The 16,917-nt window shown below is 67.6% G+C and carries 12 protein-coding genes and 1 pseudogene; 5 read left to right on the top strand and 8 right to left on the bottom strand.

Annotated features, from left to right (window positions below):
• Nucleotides 1-149 precede the first annotated feature (149 nt).
• From ACXIZN_RS19420 to ACXIZN_RS19410, 3 genes are all read left to right on the top strand, one after another.
• A complete protein-coding gene (locus ACXIZN_RS19420) occupies nucleotides 150-2,177 on the top strand; it encodes an APC family permease (protein WP_457956063.1) in 2,028 nt (675 codons plus the stop codon).
• On the top strand, nucleotides 2,174-3,379 hold the full coding sequence (locus tag ACXIZN_RS19415) for a class I SAM-dependent RNA methyltransferase (RefSeq protein ID WP_457956061.1): 1,206 nt from the start codon (nucleotides 2,174-2,176) through the stop codon (nucleotides 3,377-3,379). Before ACXIZN_RS19420 ends, ACXIZN_RS19415 begins: the two co-directional genes overlap by 4 nt.
• 240 nt (nucleotides 3,380-3,619) lie before the next feature.
• Nucleotides 3,620-3,997 carry a hypothetical protein gene (locus ACXIZN_RS19410; protein WP_457956060.1) on the top strand — a complete coding sequence of 126 codons (378 nt, stop codon included), beginning with the start codon at nucleotides 3,620-3,622 and terminating at the stop codon, nucleotides 3,995-3,997.
• A 288-nt stretch (nucleotides 3,998-4,285) separates the two neighbouring features.
• On the opposite strand, the pseudogene ACXIZN_RS19405 reads toward ACXIZN_RS19410, so the two are convergent.
• The 5 genes and pseudogenes from ACXIZN_RS19405 to ACXIZN_RS19385 form a co-directional block, all read right to left on the bottom strand.
• Nucleotides 4,286-5,543, bottom strand: a pseudogene (locus ACXIZN_RS19405) (DUF222 domain-containing protein).
• Nucleotides 5,544-5,748: 205 nt separating this feature from the next.
• Entirely contained in the window at nucleotides 5,749-6,291 is a 543-nt protein-coding gene (locus ACXIZN_RS19400; protein WP_457956059.1) for a DUF1062 domain-containing protein, read from the bottom strand.
• A 232-nt stretch (nucleotides 6,292-6,523) separates the two neighbouring features.
• Nucleotides 6,524-8,077 (bottom strand): GMC family oxidoreductase, encoded by a 1,554-nt coding sequence (locus ACXIZN_RS19395; protein WP_457956057.1) that lies wholly within the window; start codon nucleotides 8,075-8,077, stop codon nucleotides 6,524-6,526.
• The gene (locus tag ACXIZN_RS19390) at nucleotides 8,074-9,585 is read right to left on the bottom strand and encodes an APC family permease (RefSeq protein ID WP_457956055.1); all 1,512 of its coding nucleotides are present in this window, start codon (nucleotides 9,583-9,585) and stop codon (nucleotides 8,074-8,076) included. Before ACXIZN_RS19390 ends, ACXIZN_RS19395 begins: the two co-directional genes overlap by 4 nt.
• A 16-nt stretch (nucleotides 9,586-9,601) precedes the next feature.
• The gene (locus tag ACXIZN_RS19385) at nucleotides 9,602-11,086 is read right to left on the bottom strand and encodes an aldehyde dehydrogenase family protein (protein ID WP_457956054.1); all 1,485 of its coding nucleotides are present in this window, start codon (nucleotides 11,084-11,086) and stop codon (nucleotides 9,602-9,604) included.
• 216 nt (nucleotides 11,087-11,302) lie between these two features.
• Here ACXIZN_RS19385 and dxs point away from each other — a divergent pair, with 216 nt between their 5' ends.
• Nucleotides 11,303-13,207 carry a 1-deoxy-D-xylulose-5-phosphate synthase gene (dxs, locus tag ACXIZN_RS19380; RefSeq protein ID WP_457956053.1) on the top strand — a complete coding sequence of 635 codons (1,905 nt, stop codon included), beginning with the start codon at nucleotides 11,303-11,305 and terminating at the stop codon, nucleotides 13,205-13,207.
• 79 nt (nucleotides 13,208-13,286) lie between these two features.
• On the opposite strand, the gene ACXIZN_RS19375 is transcribed toward dxs, so the two are convergent.
• Nucleotides 13,287-13,934 carry a DJ-1/PfpI family protein gene (locus tag ACXIZN_RS19375; protein ID WP_457956052.1) on the bottom strand — a complete coding sequence of 216 codons (648 nt, stop codon included), beginning with the start codon at nucleotides 13,932-13,934 and terminating at the stop codon, nucleotides 13,287-13,289.
• Nucleotides 13,935-13,992: 58 nt separating this feature from the next.
• On the bottom strand, nucleotides 13,993-14,520 hold the full coding sequence (locus tag ACXIZN_RS19370) for a TetR family transcriptional regulator (protein WP_457956050.1): 528 nt from the start codon (nucleotides 14,518-14,520) through the stop codon (nucleotides 13,993-13,995).
• A 91-nt stretch (nucleotides 14,521-14,611) separates the two neighbouring features.
• Between ACXIZN_RS19370 and ACXIZN_RS19365 the strand changes: the two genes are divergently transcribed.
• Nucleotides 14,612-15,427 (top strand): oxidoreductase, encoded by an 816-nt coding sequence (locus ACXIZN_RS19365; protein ID WP_457956048.1) that lies wholly within the window; start codon nucleotides 14,612-14,614, stop codon nucleotides 15,425-15,427.
• On the opposite strand, the gene ACXIZN_RS19360 is transcribed toward ACXIZN_RS19365, so the two are convergent.
• Complete coding sequence (locus tag ACXIZN_RS19360; protein ID WP_063274499.1) at nucleotides 15,424-16,866, bottom strand: purine-cytosine permease family protein; 1,443 nt, start codon at nucleotides 16,864-16,866, stop codon at nucleotides 15,424-15,426. The genes ACXIZN_RS19365 and ACXIZN_RS19360 overlap by 4 nt on opposite strands.
• Nucleotides 16,867-16,917 lie beyond the last annotated feature (51 nt).

Genomic DNA, 16,917 nt, shown 5'->3' with positions numbered 1-16,917 from the left:
CCTGCCTCCTTAGTCGTCGGACGTTCACCCGTCCGCAGGTACCCAGACATACCAGCGCCGAACCTACCTTGGGGGCCGACCGTTACTCCACCTTCCTCCCCACCGCCACCCTCAACGGAGACGCTGCGCGCCGCCGTTACTCTTCCCAGGTGTCGAAGTTCCCGACCGTATTGAAGCGGCTCGTCCTCGGACGTCCATTCCGGAGTGACCGCCTCTCGCATACGCTGCTGCCGAAGCGCATCGCGCTGCCGATTTTCGCGTCCGACGCGTTGTCGAGCGTCGCCTACGCGCCTGAGGAGATCTTTCTGACCCTCAGCGTCGCGGGATTGTCCGCGTACGCGTTCGCGCCGTGGATCGGCGTCGCCGTCGCGCTCGTCATGCTGGTGGTGGTCGCCTCATACCGGCAGAACGTGCACGCCTATCCCAGCGGTGGCGGCGACTACGAGGTCGCGAACACCAACCTCGGCGGCAAATTCGGCCTCACCGTCGCCAGCGCACTGCTGGTCGACTACGTACTCACCGTCGCGGTGTCGACGTCGTCCGGCGTGGCGAACATCGGTTCGGCCATTCCCTGGGTGGCGCAGCACAAGGTGATCGCCGCGGTCGTCATCGTGGTCGTGCTGACCGCGCTGAATCTGCGCGGAGTTCGCGAATCGGGCAAAGCGTTCGCGATCCCGACCTACGGGTTCATCATCGGCATCCTCGGCATGGTGATCTGGGGGCTGATCGAGGCGGCCTCCGGCGCCGACATGCGGGCCGAGAGCGCGGATTTCCAGCTGCACGAAGAAGCCTCTTTGACCGGTTTCGCCTTTTTCTTCCTGTTGCTGCGCACGTTCTCCTCCGGTGCGGCGGCGCTGACCGGGGTCGAGGCGATCAGCAACGGTGTCCCGGCGTTCCAGAAACCGAAATCGAAGAACGCCGCCACCACCCTGCTGATGATGGGGGTGCTCGCGGTGACGATGCTGATCGGCATCATCACGCTGGCGATCATCACCGACGTCAAATTCGCCGAGCACCCGGAGACGCAGCTCACCGGCACCCCAGCGGGCTACGAGCAGAAGACGATCGTCGCGCAGATCGCGCAGGCGGTGTTCGCCGACTTCACCCCCGCGTTCTACTACATCTCGTTCGCCACCGGCATCATCCTGCTGCTGGCCGCGAACACCGCGTTCAACGGTTTCCCGGTGCTCGGCTCGATCCTCGCGCAGGACCGCTACCTGCCGCGTCAGCTGCACACCCGGGGTGACCGGCTGGCCTTCTCCAACGGAATCCTGTTCCTCTCGACGTTCGCCCTGGTGCTGATCATCGCGTTCGACGCCGAGGTCACGAAGCTCATCCAGCTCTACATCGTGGGGGTGTTCGTCTCCTTCACGATCAGCCAGGCGGGCATGATCCGGCACTGGAACCGGTTGCTGGCCAGGGAAACCGATCCCGCGGTGCGGCGGCGGATGCGGCGTTCGCAGACGGTCAACGCGATCGGCCTCACCATGACCGGCACCGTGCTGATCATCGTGCTGGTCACGAAGTTCCTGCTCGGCGCGTGGATCGCGATCGCGGCGATGGTGGCGATCTACATCCTGATGACGGCGATCCGGAAGCATTACGACCGGGTCGCCGAGGAATTGCGCGAGATGGACCGTAAACCGACCGTATTGCCTTCGCGCAACCATGCGATCGTGCTGATTTCGAAACTGCACCTGCCGACCCTGCGCGCCCTTTCCTACGCCAAGGCCGTGCGGCCGGACGTCCTCGAAGCCGTGACGGTGAACGTCGACGACGCCGAGACACGTAAACTCGTCCAGGACTGGGACGACCACAATTTCAAGGTGCCGCTGAAGGTGATCGAATCGCCGTACCGCGAGATCACGAAACCGGTGCTGGACTACGTGAAACGCGTCCGCGGCGACAATCCGCGCAATGTGGTGACCGTGTTCATCCCCGAGTACGTGGTCGGGCACTGGTGGGAGCAGGTCCTGCACAACCAGAGCGCGCTGCGCCTCAAGGGGCGGCTGCTGTTCCAGCCCGGCGTCATGGTGACCAGCGTGCCGTGGCAGCTCGAATCGTCGGAGAAGGCGATCAAACGCGACCGCAAGGCCCGCCCGGCGGCGGGCGACGTGCGGCGAGGGTTCTCCCCGGTCGTCAAGCAACCCGAAAAAACGAAGGACAAAGCAGAATGAGTGTGGACGCGTCGACCGGCACCTGGCTCGGACGAACCATCGAGCTGGAGGTCGGCGCTGTCGCGCACGGCGGCCACTGCGTCGCGCGGGCGGAGGGCCGGGTCGTGTTCGTGCGGCACGCGCTGCCCGGCGAGCGGGTCCTGGCCTCGGTCACCGAGGACAAGGGCGGCTCGTTCTGCCGCGCCGACGCCGTCGAGGTCCTGGAGGCGTCCCCGGAACGCGTGGAGCCGCCGTGCCCGCTCGCGGCGCCCGGGGAGTGCGGCGGCTGCGACTGGCAGCACGCCACGCCCGGGCATCAGCGTGAACTCAAGGCCGCGGTGGTCATGGAGCAGCTGAAGAGGCTGGCCGGGATCGACCGCGAGGTCGTCGTCGAAGCGCTCGACGGCGGGCCGCTGGACTGGCGCAGCCGCGTCCGGCTCGTCGCGGGCAAGGACGGCAAGGCAGGCTTCCGCGCGCACCACAGTCACCGCGTGATCGCGATCGACGACTGCCCGATCACCGTCCCGGGCGCGCTCGACGACGTCGTGTCGCGTAACTGGCGGCCCGGCAGCGAAATCGAGGTCACCAAGGACGGCGAGGGACAGGTGCACCTTCGCGACCTGTCGACGGTGCACGGGAAGACCCGCTCGCGGCAGCTGGCCGGTGGAATCGCCGTGCAGCACGCCGCCGGCCGCGACTGGCGCCTCGACGCCCACGGCTTCTGGCAGGTCCACCCGGCCGCCGCGGACGCGCTCGCCGCCGTCGTCGCGGAATGGGCGGAGGCGCCACGTGACGGCGTGGCGTGGGACCTTTACGCCGGTGTCGGCCTCTTCGCGTCGGTGCTCGCCGAGCAGGTCGGCCCCCGCGGGCGCGTCCTGGCCGTCGAATCGGGCCGCCGTGCCGTCGCCGACGGTGAGGAGAACCTGGCAGACCTCCCGCAGGTCCGCTGGCGCTCCGGCAAGGTCGAGCACCTGCTGGCCGACGCCCCGAAACCGGTCGACGTCGTCGTCCTCGACCCGCCGCGCAAGGGCGCGGGCAAGGCCGTCGTCGATTCCATTGTGGAGGGTTCGCCCGACCGGATCGTCTACGTGGCGTGCGACCCCGCCGCGCTGGCGCGGGACATCGCGCTGTTCGCCGGCCACGGTTACGGGCTGGTGGATCTGCGTGCCTTCGACGCTTTCCCGATGACGCACCACGTCGAATGCGTTGCGTTGCTGCAATAATTCTGGATTCGTAATCCGTCGGAATGGAGTGGCTTCGTTCGGCTTGTCCGGGCGTTGTCGTGCTCGTTAACTTGAGCCTCGTGTTCACGAGGTAATTCGGGTACTTCGGGCACTTCTCCTTCGACGCGAACGGATTTCCGGATCATGGATTATCTCACTTCGGTATGTGGTGATTGCGACGGAAAAGGCTGGGCCGGCTGCGACGGGCACGGCACGATCACCATCGTGGAGGACTGACGAGTGGCAGAGCCGTCAATGCTTCCTCCCGGTGTCACGGCGCAGGAGATCAGTTACCGGAGCGGCCGGAAACAAGTCATCTACACGGCGCCCTATCCCTCCGAGGGGCCGGTGCTCGCGCGCGATCTGCTGGGCAGGCAGGCGTGGATGTTCATGTACGCGCATTTCGTCTTCACCTGGGTGGAAGGCGCGGTGCAGGTGCAGGTCAGTCACGGAACCTTGAATGGGCCGAAGATGCCGCTGTGGAAGGGAATCAGTATCTCCGGCTCCTGGTCGGGTCCCGCACTGGCCGATTTCGGGCGGGCGTGGGCGCTGGATCAGATGACGGGAAATCGGGGGACTCCGGCGGCCGTTTATTTCGAGGGGTCCGAGTGGCAGTGAGGTGTTTCGGGGGTAAGTAAGGCCTTCAGTACGCTGCCGAGCCGGCTTGGTGAGGTTCGTGGTCTGGATGTGTCGCGAAAGCCACTTTCGCGACGTGTGATGTCCGGAAAGTGGCTTTCGTGATACTCAGTTCAGCAGGCGGTCGTGAGTGGACCGTCCGCCGCATTCGCCCTGACCCTCGGCGTGCGAAGGTCTCGCGAGACTCGGCACTCGCTGTCATCCAGGCCGCATATGGGCATGCCGAGGAGCCCGTCGCCGGTGCGGTCGGCGGGCTCCTCGGGCGTGGGATCAAGTCGCGACGCGGTGGAGAGTGTTGCGCCGTGGCACCTGTAGCGGATCGAGGTATTGAGGCGGCACGAATTCCGGTATGCCGTCCGGCGCCATTCGAACCTGCCAGTCACCGTGGTGGATGAGCCGGTGGTGGAAGGAACAAAGCAGGACCAGGTTCCGGAGATCGGTGGGACCACCGTCTGCCCAATGCCGAATATGGTGGGCGTGACAGTGCTTCGGCGCCCGATGGCAGCCAGGGAAGGCGCAACCACCGTCGCGGACGTTCAAGGCCCGGCGTTGGGCGGGGGTGACGAAGCGTTTCATCCGTCCGACATCGAGAGGCTCACCGGCGGCGCCGAGCACCACCGGGATCATCAAACAATCGCAAGCGGCCAGCCGGGCTTCGCGGGCGGTGATCCGGCCGACGAAGTCGAGGCATGCTGTCCCGAGCCCGGTCTTCAGGGCATCGAGCCCGACGGTCACGTGCACCAGCGTGCGGTAGCCGGAGGTGCCCGGTTGGTCGGGGCAGGCGATGGCGAGGTCGAGGAGGTCGGCCCACGCGTCACCTCGGCGCTGGGGCATGGTGCGGTGGTCGGCTTGACCGAACTCGTCGACCGGCCGCTTCGCTCCGAAGGCGTCCAGCGCGGCAGCGGTGCGGGCGCCGGTCTCGGGGTCCAGTAGCCCGGAGAGCTTCCAGAAGCCGTCCTTGCGGCGCTCGACGAACACTTCGCGGCGCGGCGGTTTCGGTTCTGGGTCCTTCGGCTCGTTCCCGTCGGGGTCGAGGTGTGCGAGCAGGTCGGCTCCGGCCTCGGCGATCTGTTTCGGCCCGGCGTCGCGGGCGAGGTCGGCGAGGATCTTCTCCACGCCGTCTCGTTCGTCCATGGGCACGTCGGACGGAATTTTTGCGCAGGACCTCCAGGATCAGGTCGATATGCTGCTCACCGATCGCGCCGTCGTCGGCCGCGGCGGCTGTCGCGGGCGCGAACACGGCGCCCGCGCCGCCGACGCTCGGCGCGGGGTTCAAGGCCAAGGCCCGGTTCACCATGTCTTGGGCGTCGCCTCGGGAGATCCGGGCGACGTCAGCGAGCCACGACGCCGCGCTCCCGTAGCCGAACAAGTCTTCCGCGCCCCGCGACTCCACTTCCGCCAGGTACTTTCCCATCCCGGCCAAGGCCACTCTCATGACCTGCAGCAGGTTTGTCACGCCGTGGGCAAGCTCCAGCTTGCCGGCGCGCCACAGCTCCTGCGGCAGTTCGGGAATGGTCGTCTCGGGCACGTATCCATATTATCGAAAAATGCCACCGGAATCATTGTAATTTTAAGCGATAAGGCCAATTGCGTATTTACCACTGACGGGTGATTTGGGTGCTGTGCGTCGTGACTCTCGCGATTGGTGAAGGTCCCACCCTGGCGCAACAGGTCGGGCCTCGTGAGTGGTAAGGACGGTTAGAACCGTCCTTACCACTCACGAGACCACAAGATCAGCGTTTCAGCGTAAAAGTGAAGTCCCCGGACACCTTCCCGCGCAACCGCACCGCCGAAACCACCTTCCCCTCCTCGATCAGCCTCTCGACCGCGGCCCGCGAAAGACCGCACCCTTCGGCGATCAGCCGCACGGGCCGGAGCGGAATCCGAGCCTCGAAACGAACCGAGACATCGCGGAAATCCTCACCGCGCGGGGAACCGGTGTCGAGCCGCCAGGCGCCCTTCCAGTCGAGAGAGACGTGGTTACGGCGGAGCACAGCCGGATCCTGGAGCAGTTCGGCCGCCAACCCCAGGTCGTTCTCGTGCAGCCGGTCCAGCAACTCGGGCCGGACGGAGCGCACGTTCACCCGCTCCAGGATCGTGAGCTTCGCGGTGTCCCCGCACGCGACACAGCGCACGAGGAGCCAGACGTCGAGGAGTTTGTGGTTGGCGTTGACCCGGAATTTGCCGTTCGCCCGGAAACGCCCGGCCGGGCAGGAGCGGCAACGGCGGAGGACGACAGGCAGGCAGATGGGTACGACGACCCAGTTTTCGAGCACAGGAAATACACCCGTTCCAGTGAGAAATCCGCAGCAAAAGGAAGCGCGGCGCCCCAGGCGCGACGCGCGACGAAATCAGCGCTCGGCAGGTCTCACAGGGTGTACAACGGCAGGCCCCCGGCTCGGCGACGTGGTCCGGCAGCACGGTAATGGCCCGGCAGCGCCCGCTCCACCGGTTTTCCGGGCAAGAAGAAGGCCCCCTGGCCGAAACCAGGGGGCCGGACGAGCGAAGCTAGGAGCGCGCGTCCTCCTTCAGCATGTCCGCGCACTTCTCACCGATCGCCATCGTCGTGATGCACGGGTTCACCGCGACCAGGAACGGCATCGCCGAACCGTCGGCGACCCGCAGTCCCTCGACACCCCGTACGCGCAGACGCGCGTCCAGCACCGCCATCGGGTCGCCGTCACCGCCCATTTTCGCGGTGCACGAGGGGTGATAGACCGTGTTGTGCGTCTTGCGCAGGTAGTCCGCGATCTCGTCGTCGGTCTTGACGTCCTTGCCGGGCGCCAGTTCCGTGCCCGCCCATTCGTCCAGCGCGGGCTGCTCGGCGATCTTGCGCGCCAGTTTGATGCCGTAGGTCATCACGCGCATGTCGTGCTCGTCGGTGAAGTACCGCGGGTCCACCTTCGGCTTGTCCCGGTAGTCGCGGCTGCGCAGCCGCACCGTCCCGGTCGACCGTGACCGCGTGACGTTCGGGGTCAGGCAGAAGCCGTTCTCCGTGGTCGGATACCCCTGCCGGAGGGTGTTCATGTCGAACGGCACCGAGCCGTAGTGGAACATCAGGTCCGGCCGGTCGAGACCTTCCTCCGTGGTGGTGAAGATGCCGATCTCCCACCATTGCGTGGACTCGGTCGTCATCGGCTGCAGCGCGTCCCACTGGATGACGCCTTCGGGGTGATCCTGCAGGTTCTCGCCGACTCCGGGGGAATCGACCAGCACGTCCACGCCGACCTCGCGCAAGTGCTCGGCGGGGCCGATTCCCGACAGCATCAGGAGCTTCGGCGTGTCGATCGCGCCCGACGAGAGGATCACCTCGCGCCGTGCACGCAGCTGGACGCCGTGGATCAGGTCGTCGGCCAGGTATTCCGCACCGGTGCAGCGTTTGCCGTCGAACAGCAGCCGCCGGACGCGGGCGCCGGTGATGATCTCCAGGTTCGGCCGCTTGCCGATGATCGGGTGCAGGTACGACACCGACGCCGACGAGCGGGTGCCGTCCTCGCGCGCGTTGATCTGGAACCAGTTCGCCCCGTGCGTCACGGTCTTGCCCGAGTTGAACTCCGTCCTCGGGATGCCCGCCTGCTCGCAGGCCCGCAGCAGCGCGACACCGGTCGGGTCGTTCGGCGGCACCGAGCGGATGGTCACCGGACCCGAGCGGCCGTGGTGGTCACCGGGGCCGTCGTTGGTCTCAAGACGCTTGTACAGAGGGAAAATGTCCTTCGCGGCCCAGCCGGGCAGGCCGAGCGACGCCCATTCGTCGAGGTCTTCGGCAGGCGCCCAGAACGCGATGCACGAGTTGTGCGACGAGCAGCCGCCGAGCACCCGCGCGCGGGCGTGGCGCAGGAAGGAGTTGCCGGACTCCTGCGGCTCGACCAGGTAGTCCCAGTCGTAGCCGGATTCCAGCAGCGCCATCCACTTCGTCAGTTCCAGTACCGCCGGATCGTCCACATCGGACGGTCCCGCTTCGAGGAGCGCCACGGTGACGTCCGGGTCTTCCGAGAGTCTCGCCGCGACCACCGAACCCGCCGTCCCGCCGCCGACGACGATGTAGTCGAACTCTCCGGTCACTGTGCTGCCTCCTCGGGAAGTGCTTCCGCGGCGTGATCGGCCAGGACGCCGCTCTTGTGCCGCAGGACGAACCAGTAATACGCGAAACCGACGACCGCCACCGCGCCGACGAACAGCACGGCCCCCCATTCGAGGTACCAGTGATACGGCTCGGTCGCGTTGTAGACCGCGCGCCGCGGCCAGGCCAGGTTCACCACGATCGCGCCGCCCCACAGCACGCCGAGGATGTTGACCGGCAGCCCCAGCCTGCCGAGCGAGAAGTACTTGGTGCCCTCCACCTTCGGCGGTGGCCACTGCCCGCGCAGGCGCTTGACCAGCATCGGGATGGTGACCAGCAGGTACGCCAGGTAGATCATGATGATGCCGATACTGGTGATCACCGTGAAGATCTGCGGCTGGCCGACGTTGACCACCAGGATCAGCACCGCGATGACGCCGGACACGATCGCGGGGACCACGGGCGTCTTGGTCTTCGGCGACACCCTCGCCAGGTGTTTCCCGGCGGGCAGGTTGTTGTCGCGGCCCATCGCGAACATCATCCGGATCGACGCCGACTGCACGGCCAGGTTGCACACGGTGATGGCCACGACGACCGCGAGCAGGAAGATCGTGCCGATCGTGCTGCCGAGGACGTCCAGCACGATGAACTGCAGCCCGCCGGTGGCGATCTCCGGGTTGTTGATGTCGCCGACGGCCATCAGCGCGAGGATCAGGATGAGCCCGCCGATGACGAACGACGCGATCAGCGCGCGCAGGATCGCCTTGGGCGCGTTCCTGCGCGGGTCGTGGGACTCCTCGCCGAGCGAGCTGGCGGTGTCGAAGCCGTACATGACGTAGGTCGACGCGAGCGACGCGACCAGGAACGCCCCGAAATAGCCCCACGGCTGGTCGGCGCCGGTGTTGTTGGTCTGCATGACGACCTCGGGGCCGCGCGTGATGTTCACCGCGAGCGCGATGATCAGCAGGACCGCGGCGATCAGTTCGATGAACACCCCGGCGCTGTTGATCCGCGCCATGAGCTTGACGCCCCAGGCGTTCACCAGCGTCGTGAACACGATCAGCGCCGTGCCCAGGATGACCGCGTTCACCGCGCTGTCGCCGGAGAAGGAGAAGAACGACGAGATCTGCGGGAGCGTGATCTGGTAGGCCAGCGCGACCGCGGCGATGCTGACGATCGACGCCGTCAGCATCATCCACCCGGCCATCCAGGCGACGTGCGGGCTGCCGAGCCGTTTCGACCAGTTGTAGATCGAACCGGCGACCGGATAGTGCGCGGCCAGCTCGGCGAACGACAGCGCGACCATCAGCTGGCCGGCGAACACCATCGGCCACGACCACCAGTACGCCGGCCCGCCGAAGCTGAAGCCGAAGTAGAACAACTGGAAGGTCCCCGTCAGGATCGAGATGTAGCTGATCCCGGCGGCGAAGGTGTGGAAATTGCCGAGCGTTCTTTCGAGTTCCTGTTTGTAGCCGAAACCGGCGAGGCCGTCATCGGAAGGATTGCTCATCGGCAATTTCCCCTCTTTAGTTGGACGCCGACTCCCCGGAGAACCAGCGCTGTGGAGCGGGCCGGAGGTTCTGGTAGATGTGCTTCGCCTCCGTGTACTCGGCGAGCCCGGTCGGGCCGAGTTCGCGCCCGAAGCCGGACTGCTTGTAGCCGCCCCATTCCGCCTGCGGCAGGTACGGGTGGAAGTCGTTGATCCAGATCGTGCCGTGCCGCAGCCGGTTCGCGACCCGCTGGGCGCGGGAGGCGTCCGAGGTGAACACCGCGCCGGCGAGGCCGTAGTGGGTGTCGTTGGCGATGCGGACGGCGTCGTCCTCGTCGGTGAAGGTCTCGACGGTGAGCACGGGGCCGAACGATTCGTCGACGACGGCGCTGCTGCCCTGCTTCACGTTGTCGAGGATGGTCGGCAGGTAGTAGTGCCCCTTCGCGAGCTCGCGATCGTCGGGACGTTTGCCGCCGGTGCGCAGGACGGCGCCCTCTTCGAGCGCCGCGGCGACGTAGCGTTCGATCTTTTCCAAATGGGCGGCCGAGATCAGCGGACCGGTTTCAGCCTTCGGGTCGAAAGGTCCACCCAGTCGGATCAGCTCGGCGCGGCGGACGAGTTCGTCGACGAACCTGTCGTGCCACTCCTCCTGGACGATCAGCCGCGCACCCGCCGAGCAGACCTGCCCGGAGTGCAGGAACACCGCGGTCAGCGCGTAGTCGACGGCGGTCTCGAAGTCCGAGTCGGCGAAGACGACGTTCGGGTTCTTGCCGCCCAGTTCCAGCGCGACCTTCTTGATGGTCGCGGCGGCGGACGCGGCGATGATCTTGCCCGTCGCGAGGCCGCCGGTGAACGACACGAGGTCGACGTCGGGGTGCTCCGAAAGCGGCGCTCCGGCCTGGGCGCCGGCGCCGAGCACCAGGTTCGCCACGCCGCCGGGGAGCCCGGCCTCGGTCAGCAGCTTCATCAGCATGATCGAGGTGTGCGGGGTCAGCTCGCTGGGCTTGAGGACGAACGTGTTGCCCGCCGCGAGCGCCGGGGCGACCTTCCAGATGGTCTGCAGGAGCGGGTAGTTCCACGGCGTGATCAGCCCGCAGACGCCGACCGGCTCGTGCACGATGCGGCTGAACGCGTCCGGGTTGCCGGTGTCGACCACGCGGCCGGCGTCGTTCGCGGCGAGCTTGCCGAAGTAGCGCAGGCACGCGGCGATGTCGGCCATGTCGTATTCGCTCTCGACCAGCCGTTTCCCGGTGTCGAGCGACTCGGCGCGGGCGAAGGCCGCGGCGTCGCGGTCGAGCAGGTCGGCGGCCTTCAGCAGCAGGTCACCGCGCTGGGGAGCGGGCGTTCGCGGCCACGGGCCGGTGTCGAACGCCTTCCTCGCGGCGGCGATGGCCGCTTCGGTGTCTTCACGGGTGCCTTCGGCGACTTCCGCGACCAGCGACCCGTCGGCGGGACAGCGGATTTCCCGGCGACCACCGCCGACCGCGTCGACCCACTCGCCACCGATGAAAAAGTCCGCCATCAAGCCCTCCGAACCGGCTTCTGCTCAACCGTCGATCAGCGATTATCGCGGCCACCCGACGTGACCGCTACTTGGCAAAAGAGACTATGTTCACACCCTCGGGTGTCGAGTGGTGATTTTCTGACATGTGACCCGTGACGCGGCGGACGGAAGACTCTCAGGCGCCCTCCGTAGACTGGTCGGAACGGCGGAAGAGGAACCAGGCGAGGTGGGAGAGTGACGTTGCTCGAGTCCGTGCACGGACCGGCCGACTTGAAGCGGATGAACCCGGAGCAGCTCGACGAGCTGGCCGCGGAGATCCGGGACTTCCTCGTCGAAAAGGTGCGGCTCGCCGGTGGTCACCTCGGCCCGAACCTGGGTGTGGTCGAGCTGACGATGGCGCTGCACCGGGTCTTCGACTCGCCGGACGACGCCATCGTGTGGGACGTCGGTCACCAGGCGTACGTGCACAAGATCGTCACCGGCCGTCACGACGGCTTCGGCAAGCTGCGCCAGCTCGGCGGCCTCACCGGCTACCCGGCGCGCTGCGAGAGCGAGCACGACCTCGTCGAGAACAGCCACGCCTCGACCGCCCTGTCCTATGTGGACGGTCTGGCGAAGGCGTTCGAGCTCGAAGGCGGTGGCAGGCACGCGATCGCCGTCGTCGGCGACGGCGCGCTGACCGGCGGAATGTGCTGGGAGGCGCTCAACAACATCGCCGCGAACCCGCGCCGCCCGGTCGTCATCGTCATCAACGACAACGGCCGTTCGTACTCGCCGACCATCGGCGGCGTCGCGGACCACCTCGCTTCGCTGCGGCTCAAGCCGGGCTACGAACGCGTGCTGGACCGCGGCAAGGAACTGCTGCGGCACACGCCCGTCGTCGGCAAGCCGATCTACGCGGCGCTGCACGCGGCGAAGGCGGGTCTGAAGGACGCGCTGAGCCCGCAGATGATGTTCTCCGACCTCGGCCTCAAGTACCTCGGGCCGGTCGACGGGCACGACCTCGTCGCGCTGGAGAAGGCGTTCCAGAGCGCCCGCGACTTCGGCGGCGCGGTCATCGTGCACGTGGTCACCGAGAAGGGGCACGGCTACGAGCCCGCGGTGACCAACCAGGCCGACCAGATGCACCAGACCGACCCGATCGACCCGGAGACCGGCCTGCCGCCGGTCAAGGGCCCGAGCTGGACCGGTGTCTTCGCCGACGAGCTGGTGAAGATCGGCGCCGACCGCGAGGACGTCGTCGCGATCACCGCGGCCATGCTGCGCTCGACCGGGCTGCACAAGTTCGCCGAGGCGTACCCGGACCGCTGGTACGACGTCGGTATCGCCGAGCAGCACGCGGTGACCTCGGCCGCCGGGCTCGCGATGGGCGGCAAGCACCCCGTCGTCGCCGTGTACTCGACCTTCCTGAACCGCGCGTTCGACCAGGTCCTGATGGACGTCGCGCTGCACCGCCAGCCGGTGACGCTGGTGCTGGACCGCGCGGGCATCACCGGCCCGGACGGCCCCAGCCACCACGGCATGTGGGACCTCTCGCTGCTGGGCATGGTGCCCGGTATGCGGGTCGCCGCCCCGCGTGACGCCGGAACGCTGCGCGAGGAACTTCGGGAGGCCGTCGCGGTCGAGGACGGGCCGACGGCGCTGCGGTTCTCCAAGGGCGGCGTGGTCGATTCGGTGCCCGCGGTGGAACGCGTCGGCACCGTGGACGTGCTGCGCAAGCCCGCCGGTGAAGCCGACGTCCTGCTGGTCGCCGTGGGCGCGTTCGCGATGCTCGGGCTCGCCGCCGCGGACCGGCTGGCCGACCAGGGCATCGGGGTGACCGTGGTGGACCCGCGCTGGGTCGTCCCGGCCCCCGCCGAGTTGGTGGCGCTGGCCGAGCAGCACAAGCTCGTCGTCACCGTCGAGGACAGCGGGCGGCACGGTGGCTTCGGTTCCGCGCTGGCGGCGCTGTTCCGCGACGCCGAATGCGATGTGCCGCTGCGCGATCTCGCGGTGCCGCAGGTGTTCCACGACCACGGTTCGCGCGAGGAGGTGCTGGCCCGCGTCGGGCTCACCGCGCAGGACGTGGCGCGGCGAGTGACGGAGTGGTCGGCGAAGCTGGCGAGCCGGACACCGGCGCCGGAGGACACGCGGCGCTGACAGGCGCTGGCGAGACAGTCACTCTCACGACCAGCTGTGTGGAAATAGGGACACTCAACGTCCCTATTTCCACACAGCTCTAGGCCCGCCAGACGGTGCCCCGCCGCTCGTACTCCAGCACCACTTCGGTCCGCTGAGCCGCCTTCGCGCCCAAGAAGCGCTCCATCAGCCAGAGCGAAACCTCGAGCCCCGCGGTGATCCCGCCACCGGTGATCAGATCCCCGTCGTCGACGACGCGCGCGTCGATCACTTTCGCGCCCTGCGCGGCCAGATCCGCCTTCGCGCCGTGGTGCGTCGTCGCGTTGCGGCCCTTCGTCAGGCCGGCGGCGGACAGCACCATGCTGCCGGTGCAGATCCCGACAGGCAGCGCTCGCGACGCGGCGAGGCGCCGCAGAAAACCTCGATCGGCGTTGAGCCGGTGCACCCCGGGCCCGTTCCGGTCGGTGTAGCCGCCGCCGGGCACCACGAGGACGTCGGCCTCGCCGGGCGACCAGGAGCGCGGGACCTCGACGACGGTGCCGTAGGTGCATGTCACGGATCCGGGCCGCCCAGCGGAAACCAGCGAGGTGACCACGGCGCCGCCGGTGAGTTTCCCGGCCAGGCCCAGAACCTCGACGGGCGCGACGAAATCCTGTTCCTCCACGCCGTCGAACATCAGGATCTGCACCCGCAACGGGGCGGCGGCGGAAGCGGCGGGCGCGGTGACCCCCACCAGACCGGCGGACAAGGCTGAAGCACGCAGAAACGTACGACGCTGCATACCCAGTGGTCGCGCGGAAAGCGGCTCAGGTTCCCACGATCCGGCCGACCGCGCGGACGACGAGGTCGCGGGTCGCGGTGGGGGAGGAGAACCCCAGGATCGACAGGTGCACGACGAGGCTCAGCAGTTCCTCGGCGTCGAAGTGGTCCGGCACGGTGCCCGCGCGTTGCGCCTCCCGGATCGCGGCGACCTTGTCCGCGTGCGCCCGGACCTCGGCCTCGGGCGTCGCGTCGAAGCCGTTCTCCAGCCGAAGCCAGCCCATGAGCCGCAGGAGGTGGGGGTGTTCGAGGTAGCGGTCGAACAGCTTCCCCGCGTAGCCGGGCAGGTCCTCGGGGGTGATCGTGAGCGTCCGGACGGCGAGGTCGACCTGCTCCTGGATGACCATCTCGAACAGGTATTCCTTGCTGCAGAAATAGGCGTAGATCAGCGCCTTGTTGGCGCCCGCGTTCTTCGCGATGCGATCCACCCTGGCGCCGGCGATGCCGTACGTGGCGAACTCGGTCGTCGCCGCGTCCAGCAGTTTCCGCTTGGTCGCTTCCTTGTCCCTGACCATGTGACCCAGTCTAACTAACTGGTTGGTTGACATCCAGTCGAACTCCGTGGCAACCTGAATTAGCAACCAACCGGTTAGTTAGGAGACGGATATGAAGGTCGCACTGGTCACGGGCGCTTCGGCGGGCATCGGCGAAGCCACTGCGCTCGCGCTGCACGAAGCGGGCTACACGGTCTACGGCGCCGCGAGGCGCGTCGAGCGGATGGCCGGACTGGCCGAACGCGGCATCAAGATCCTCGGGATGGACGTCACCGACGACGCGTCGATGGTCGCGGGGGTCGAGCGGATCATCGAGGAGTCCGGCCGCATCGACGTCCTGGTCAACAACGCGGGATACGGCTCGTACGGCGCCTTCGAGGATGTGCCGCTCGCGGAAGGGAAGTACCAGTTCGAAGTCAACCTGTTCGGGCTCGCGCGGCTCGTCCAGCTGACCACGCCGCATATGCGCGCCCAGGGCTCGGGCAGGATCGTGAACATCTCGTCGATCGGCGGCAAGATCTACGAACCGCTCGGCGGCTGGTACCACTCGACCAAGTTCGCGGTCGAAGGACTCAGCGACTCACTGCGGCTGGAGCTCAAACCGTTCGGCATCGACGTCGTGGTGGTCGAACCCGGTGCCATCAAAACCGAATGGGGCGGCATCGCCATCGAGAACCTGATGAAGACCTCGGGCGACACCGCGTACGCGCCGCAGGCCAAGGCGCTGGCGAAGTTCTTCGACCAGGCCGCGCGCGGTTCCCACCCCAAGGTGATCGCCGACGTGATCCTGAAGGCCGTCCGGGCCCGGCGCCCGAAGATCCGCTACGCCGCCGGGTTCGGGGCGAAGCCGATCCTGTTCGTGCGCCGGGTGCTCCCGGACCGCGCCTTCGACGCGCTGTTCCTCGGGGCGCTGCGCCGCTTCGCTTAAACCGCGACGGCCGGTTCCGCGACGGGCTCCGCGTACGAGTAGACCTCACGCGGTTCGGGGAAGAGCTTCACCAGCACGGGGTACGCGATCGCCGCCGTGCACAGCGTCACCACCATGCTGATGTCGACGCCGCCCGCGATGTCCTTGAACGGCCCGGCGATCATCGGGGTGTTGGCGGTCAGCAGGCCCAGCGTCGTCGCCGGGATCCACGCCGCCATCGCCCGCCAGTTCACCCCGCGGGTGAACCAGTAACGCCCGCCCTTGCGGCCCTGGTTGAACACCTGGAGGTCGTCCGGGTCGTAGAACCCGCGCCGCAGCACGAAACCGATCATCATGATCACCATCCACGGCGACGTGCACAGCACGATCAGCGTGGCGAAGGCGTTGATGCTGGAGACCATGTCCAGCACGAAATTGCCGACGAAGATGAACACCACACTGAGCGAGCCGATCAGCAGCGTCGCCTGCACGCGGCTGAGCTTCACGAAGATCGAGCTGAAATCCAGTCCGGTCCCGTAGAGCGACGTCGTGCCGGTCGACAGCCCGCCGATCAGTGCGACCACGATCAGCGGGATCGCGTACCAGAGCGGGGAGATCGCGGTCAGGCCGGTGATGTAGTCGGCCGGATCCGCGACCAGCGTCGCGGTGGCGATGCCGAACCCGAACGGCAGCAACGTCGCCACCTGCGCCAGGAACGGCGCGGCCAGCAGGGAACGGCGGCTGTGGCGCGCGGGGATGTAGCGCGTCCAGTCGCCGAGGAAGGCGCCGAACGAGATCGGGTTCGCCATCGTGGTGAGCGCGGCGAGGATCCACGTCGGCCAGAAGTCCCCGAGCGCGTAGGTGCCGGTGCCGGCGAACCCGGGGTCGAAAGTGCCGCCGTAGGCCACGATGCCGAGCAGCATGATCGCCGTGCCCAGCACCACGGCGACCCGGTTCACCAGCAGCATGAACCGGTAGCCGTAGATGCACACCACCAGCGTGGCGATCGCGATGACGCCGTACGCGACGCCGCGGAGCACTTCGCCGCCGTCGAAGCCGAAAAGCCGTTGTGCCGCACCGGCGACGGCGTCACCGCTCACCCAGACCGAGATGGCGAAGAACGTGATCGCCGTCAGCAGGGAGAGGAAGGAGCCGACACAACGGCCGACGACACCGAAGTGCGCGCCCGAGGAGACGGCGTTGTTGGTCCGGGTGAGCGGGCCGAACAACGACATCGGCGAGAGCACGAGCGCGCCGACGACCACGCCGGCGACGGTGGCCGCGACCGCCGCCCAGAAGCTCAGGCCGAAGGCGATCGGGAGCGTCCCGAGGATGATGGTGGCGAAGGTGTTCGCGCCGCCGAACGCCATCCGGAACAGGTCGCGCGGGCGCGACGTCTGCTCCTCCGGCGGGATCGGCGCGATGCCGTGCTGCTCGACTTCGGTGACCTTGTCACCCATGGGGACCTCCAGCTATGCGTTCAGTCCTCTGGATGCGTTCCTTGCACACGC

The sequence above is a fragment of the Amycolatopsis sp. TRM77291 genome (assembly GCF_054166285.1).
This window is presented reverse-complemented; position numbering and strand designations above follow the sequence as displayed.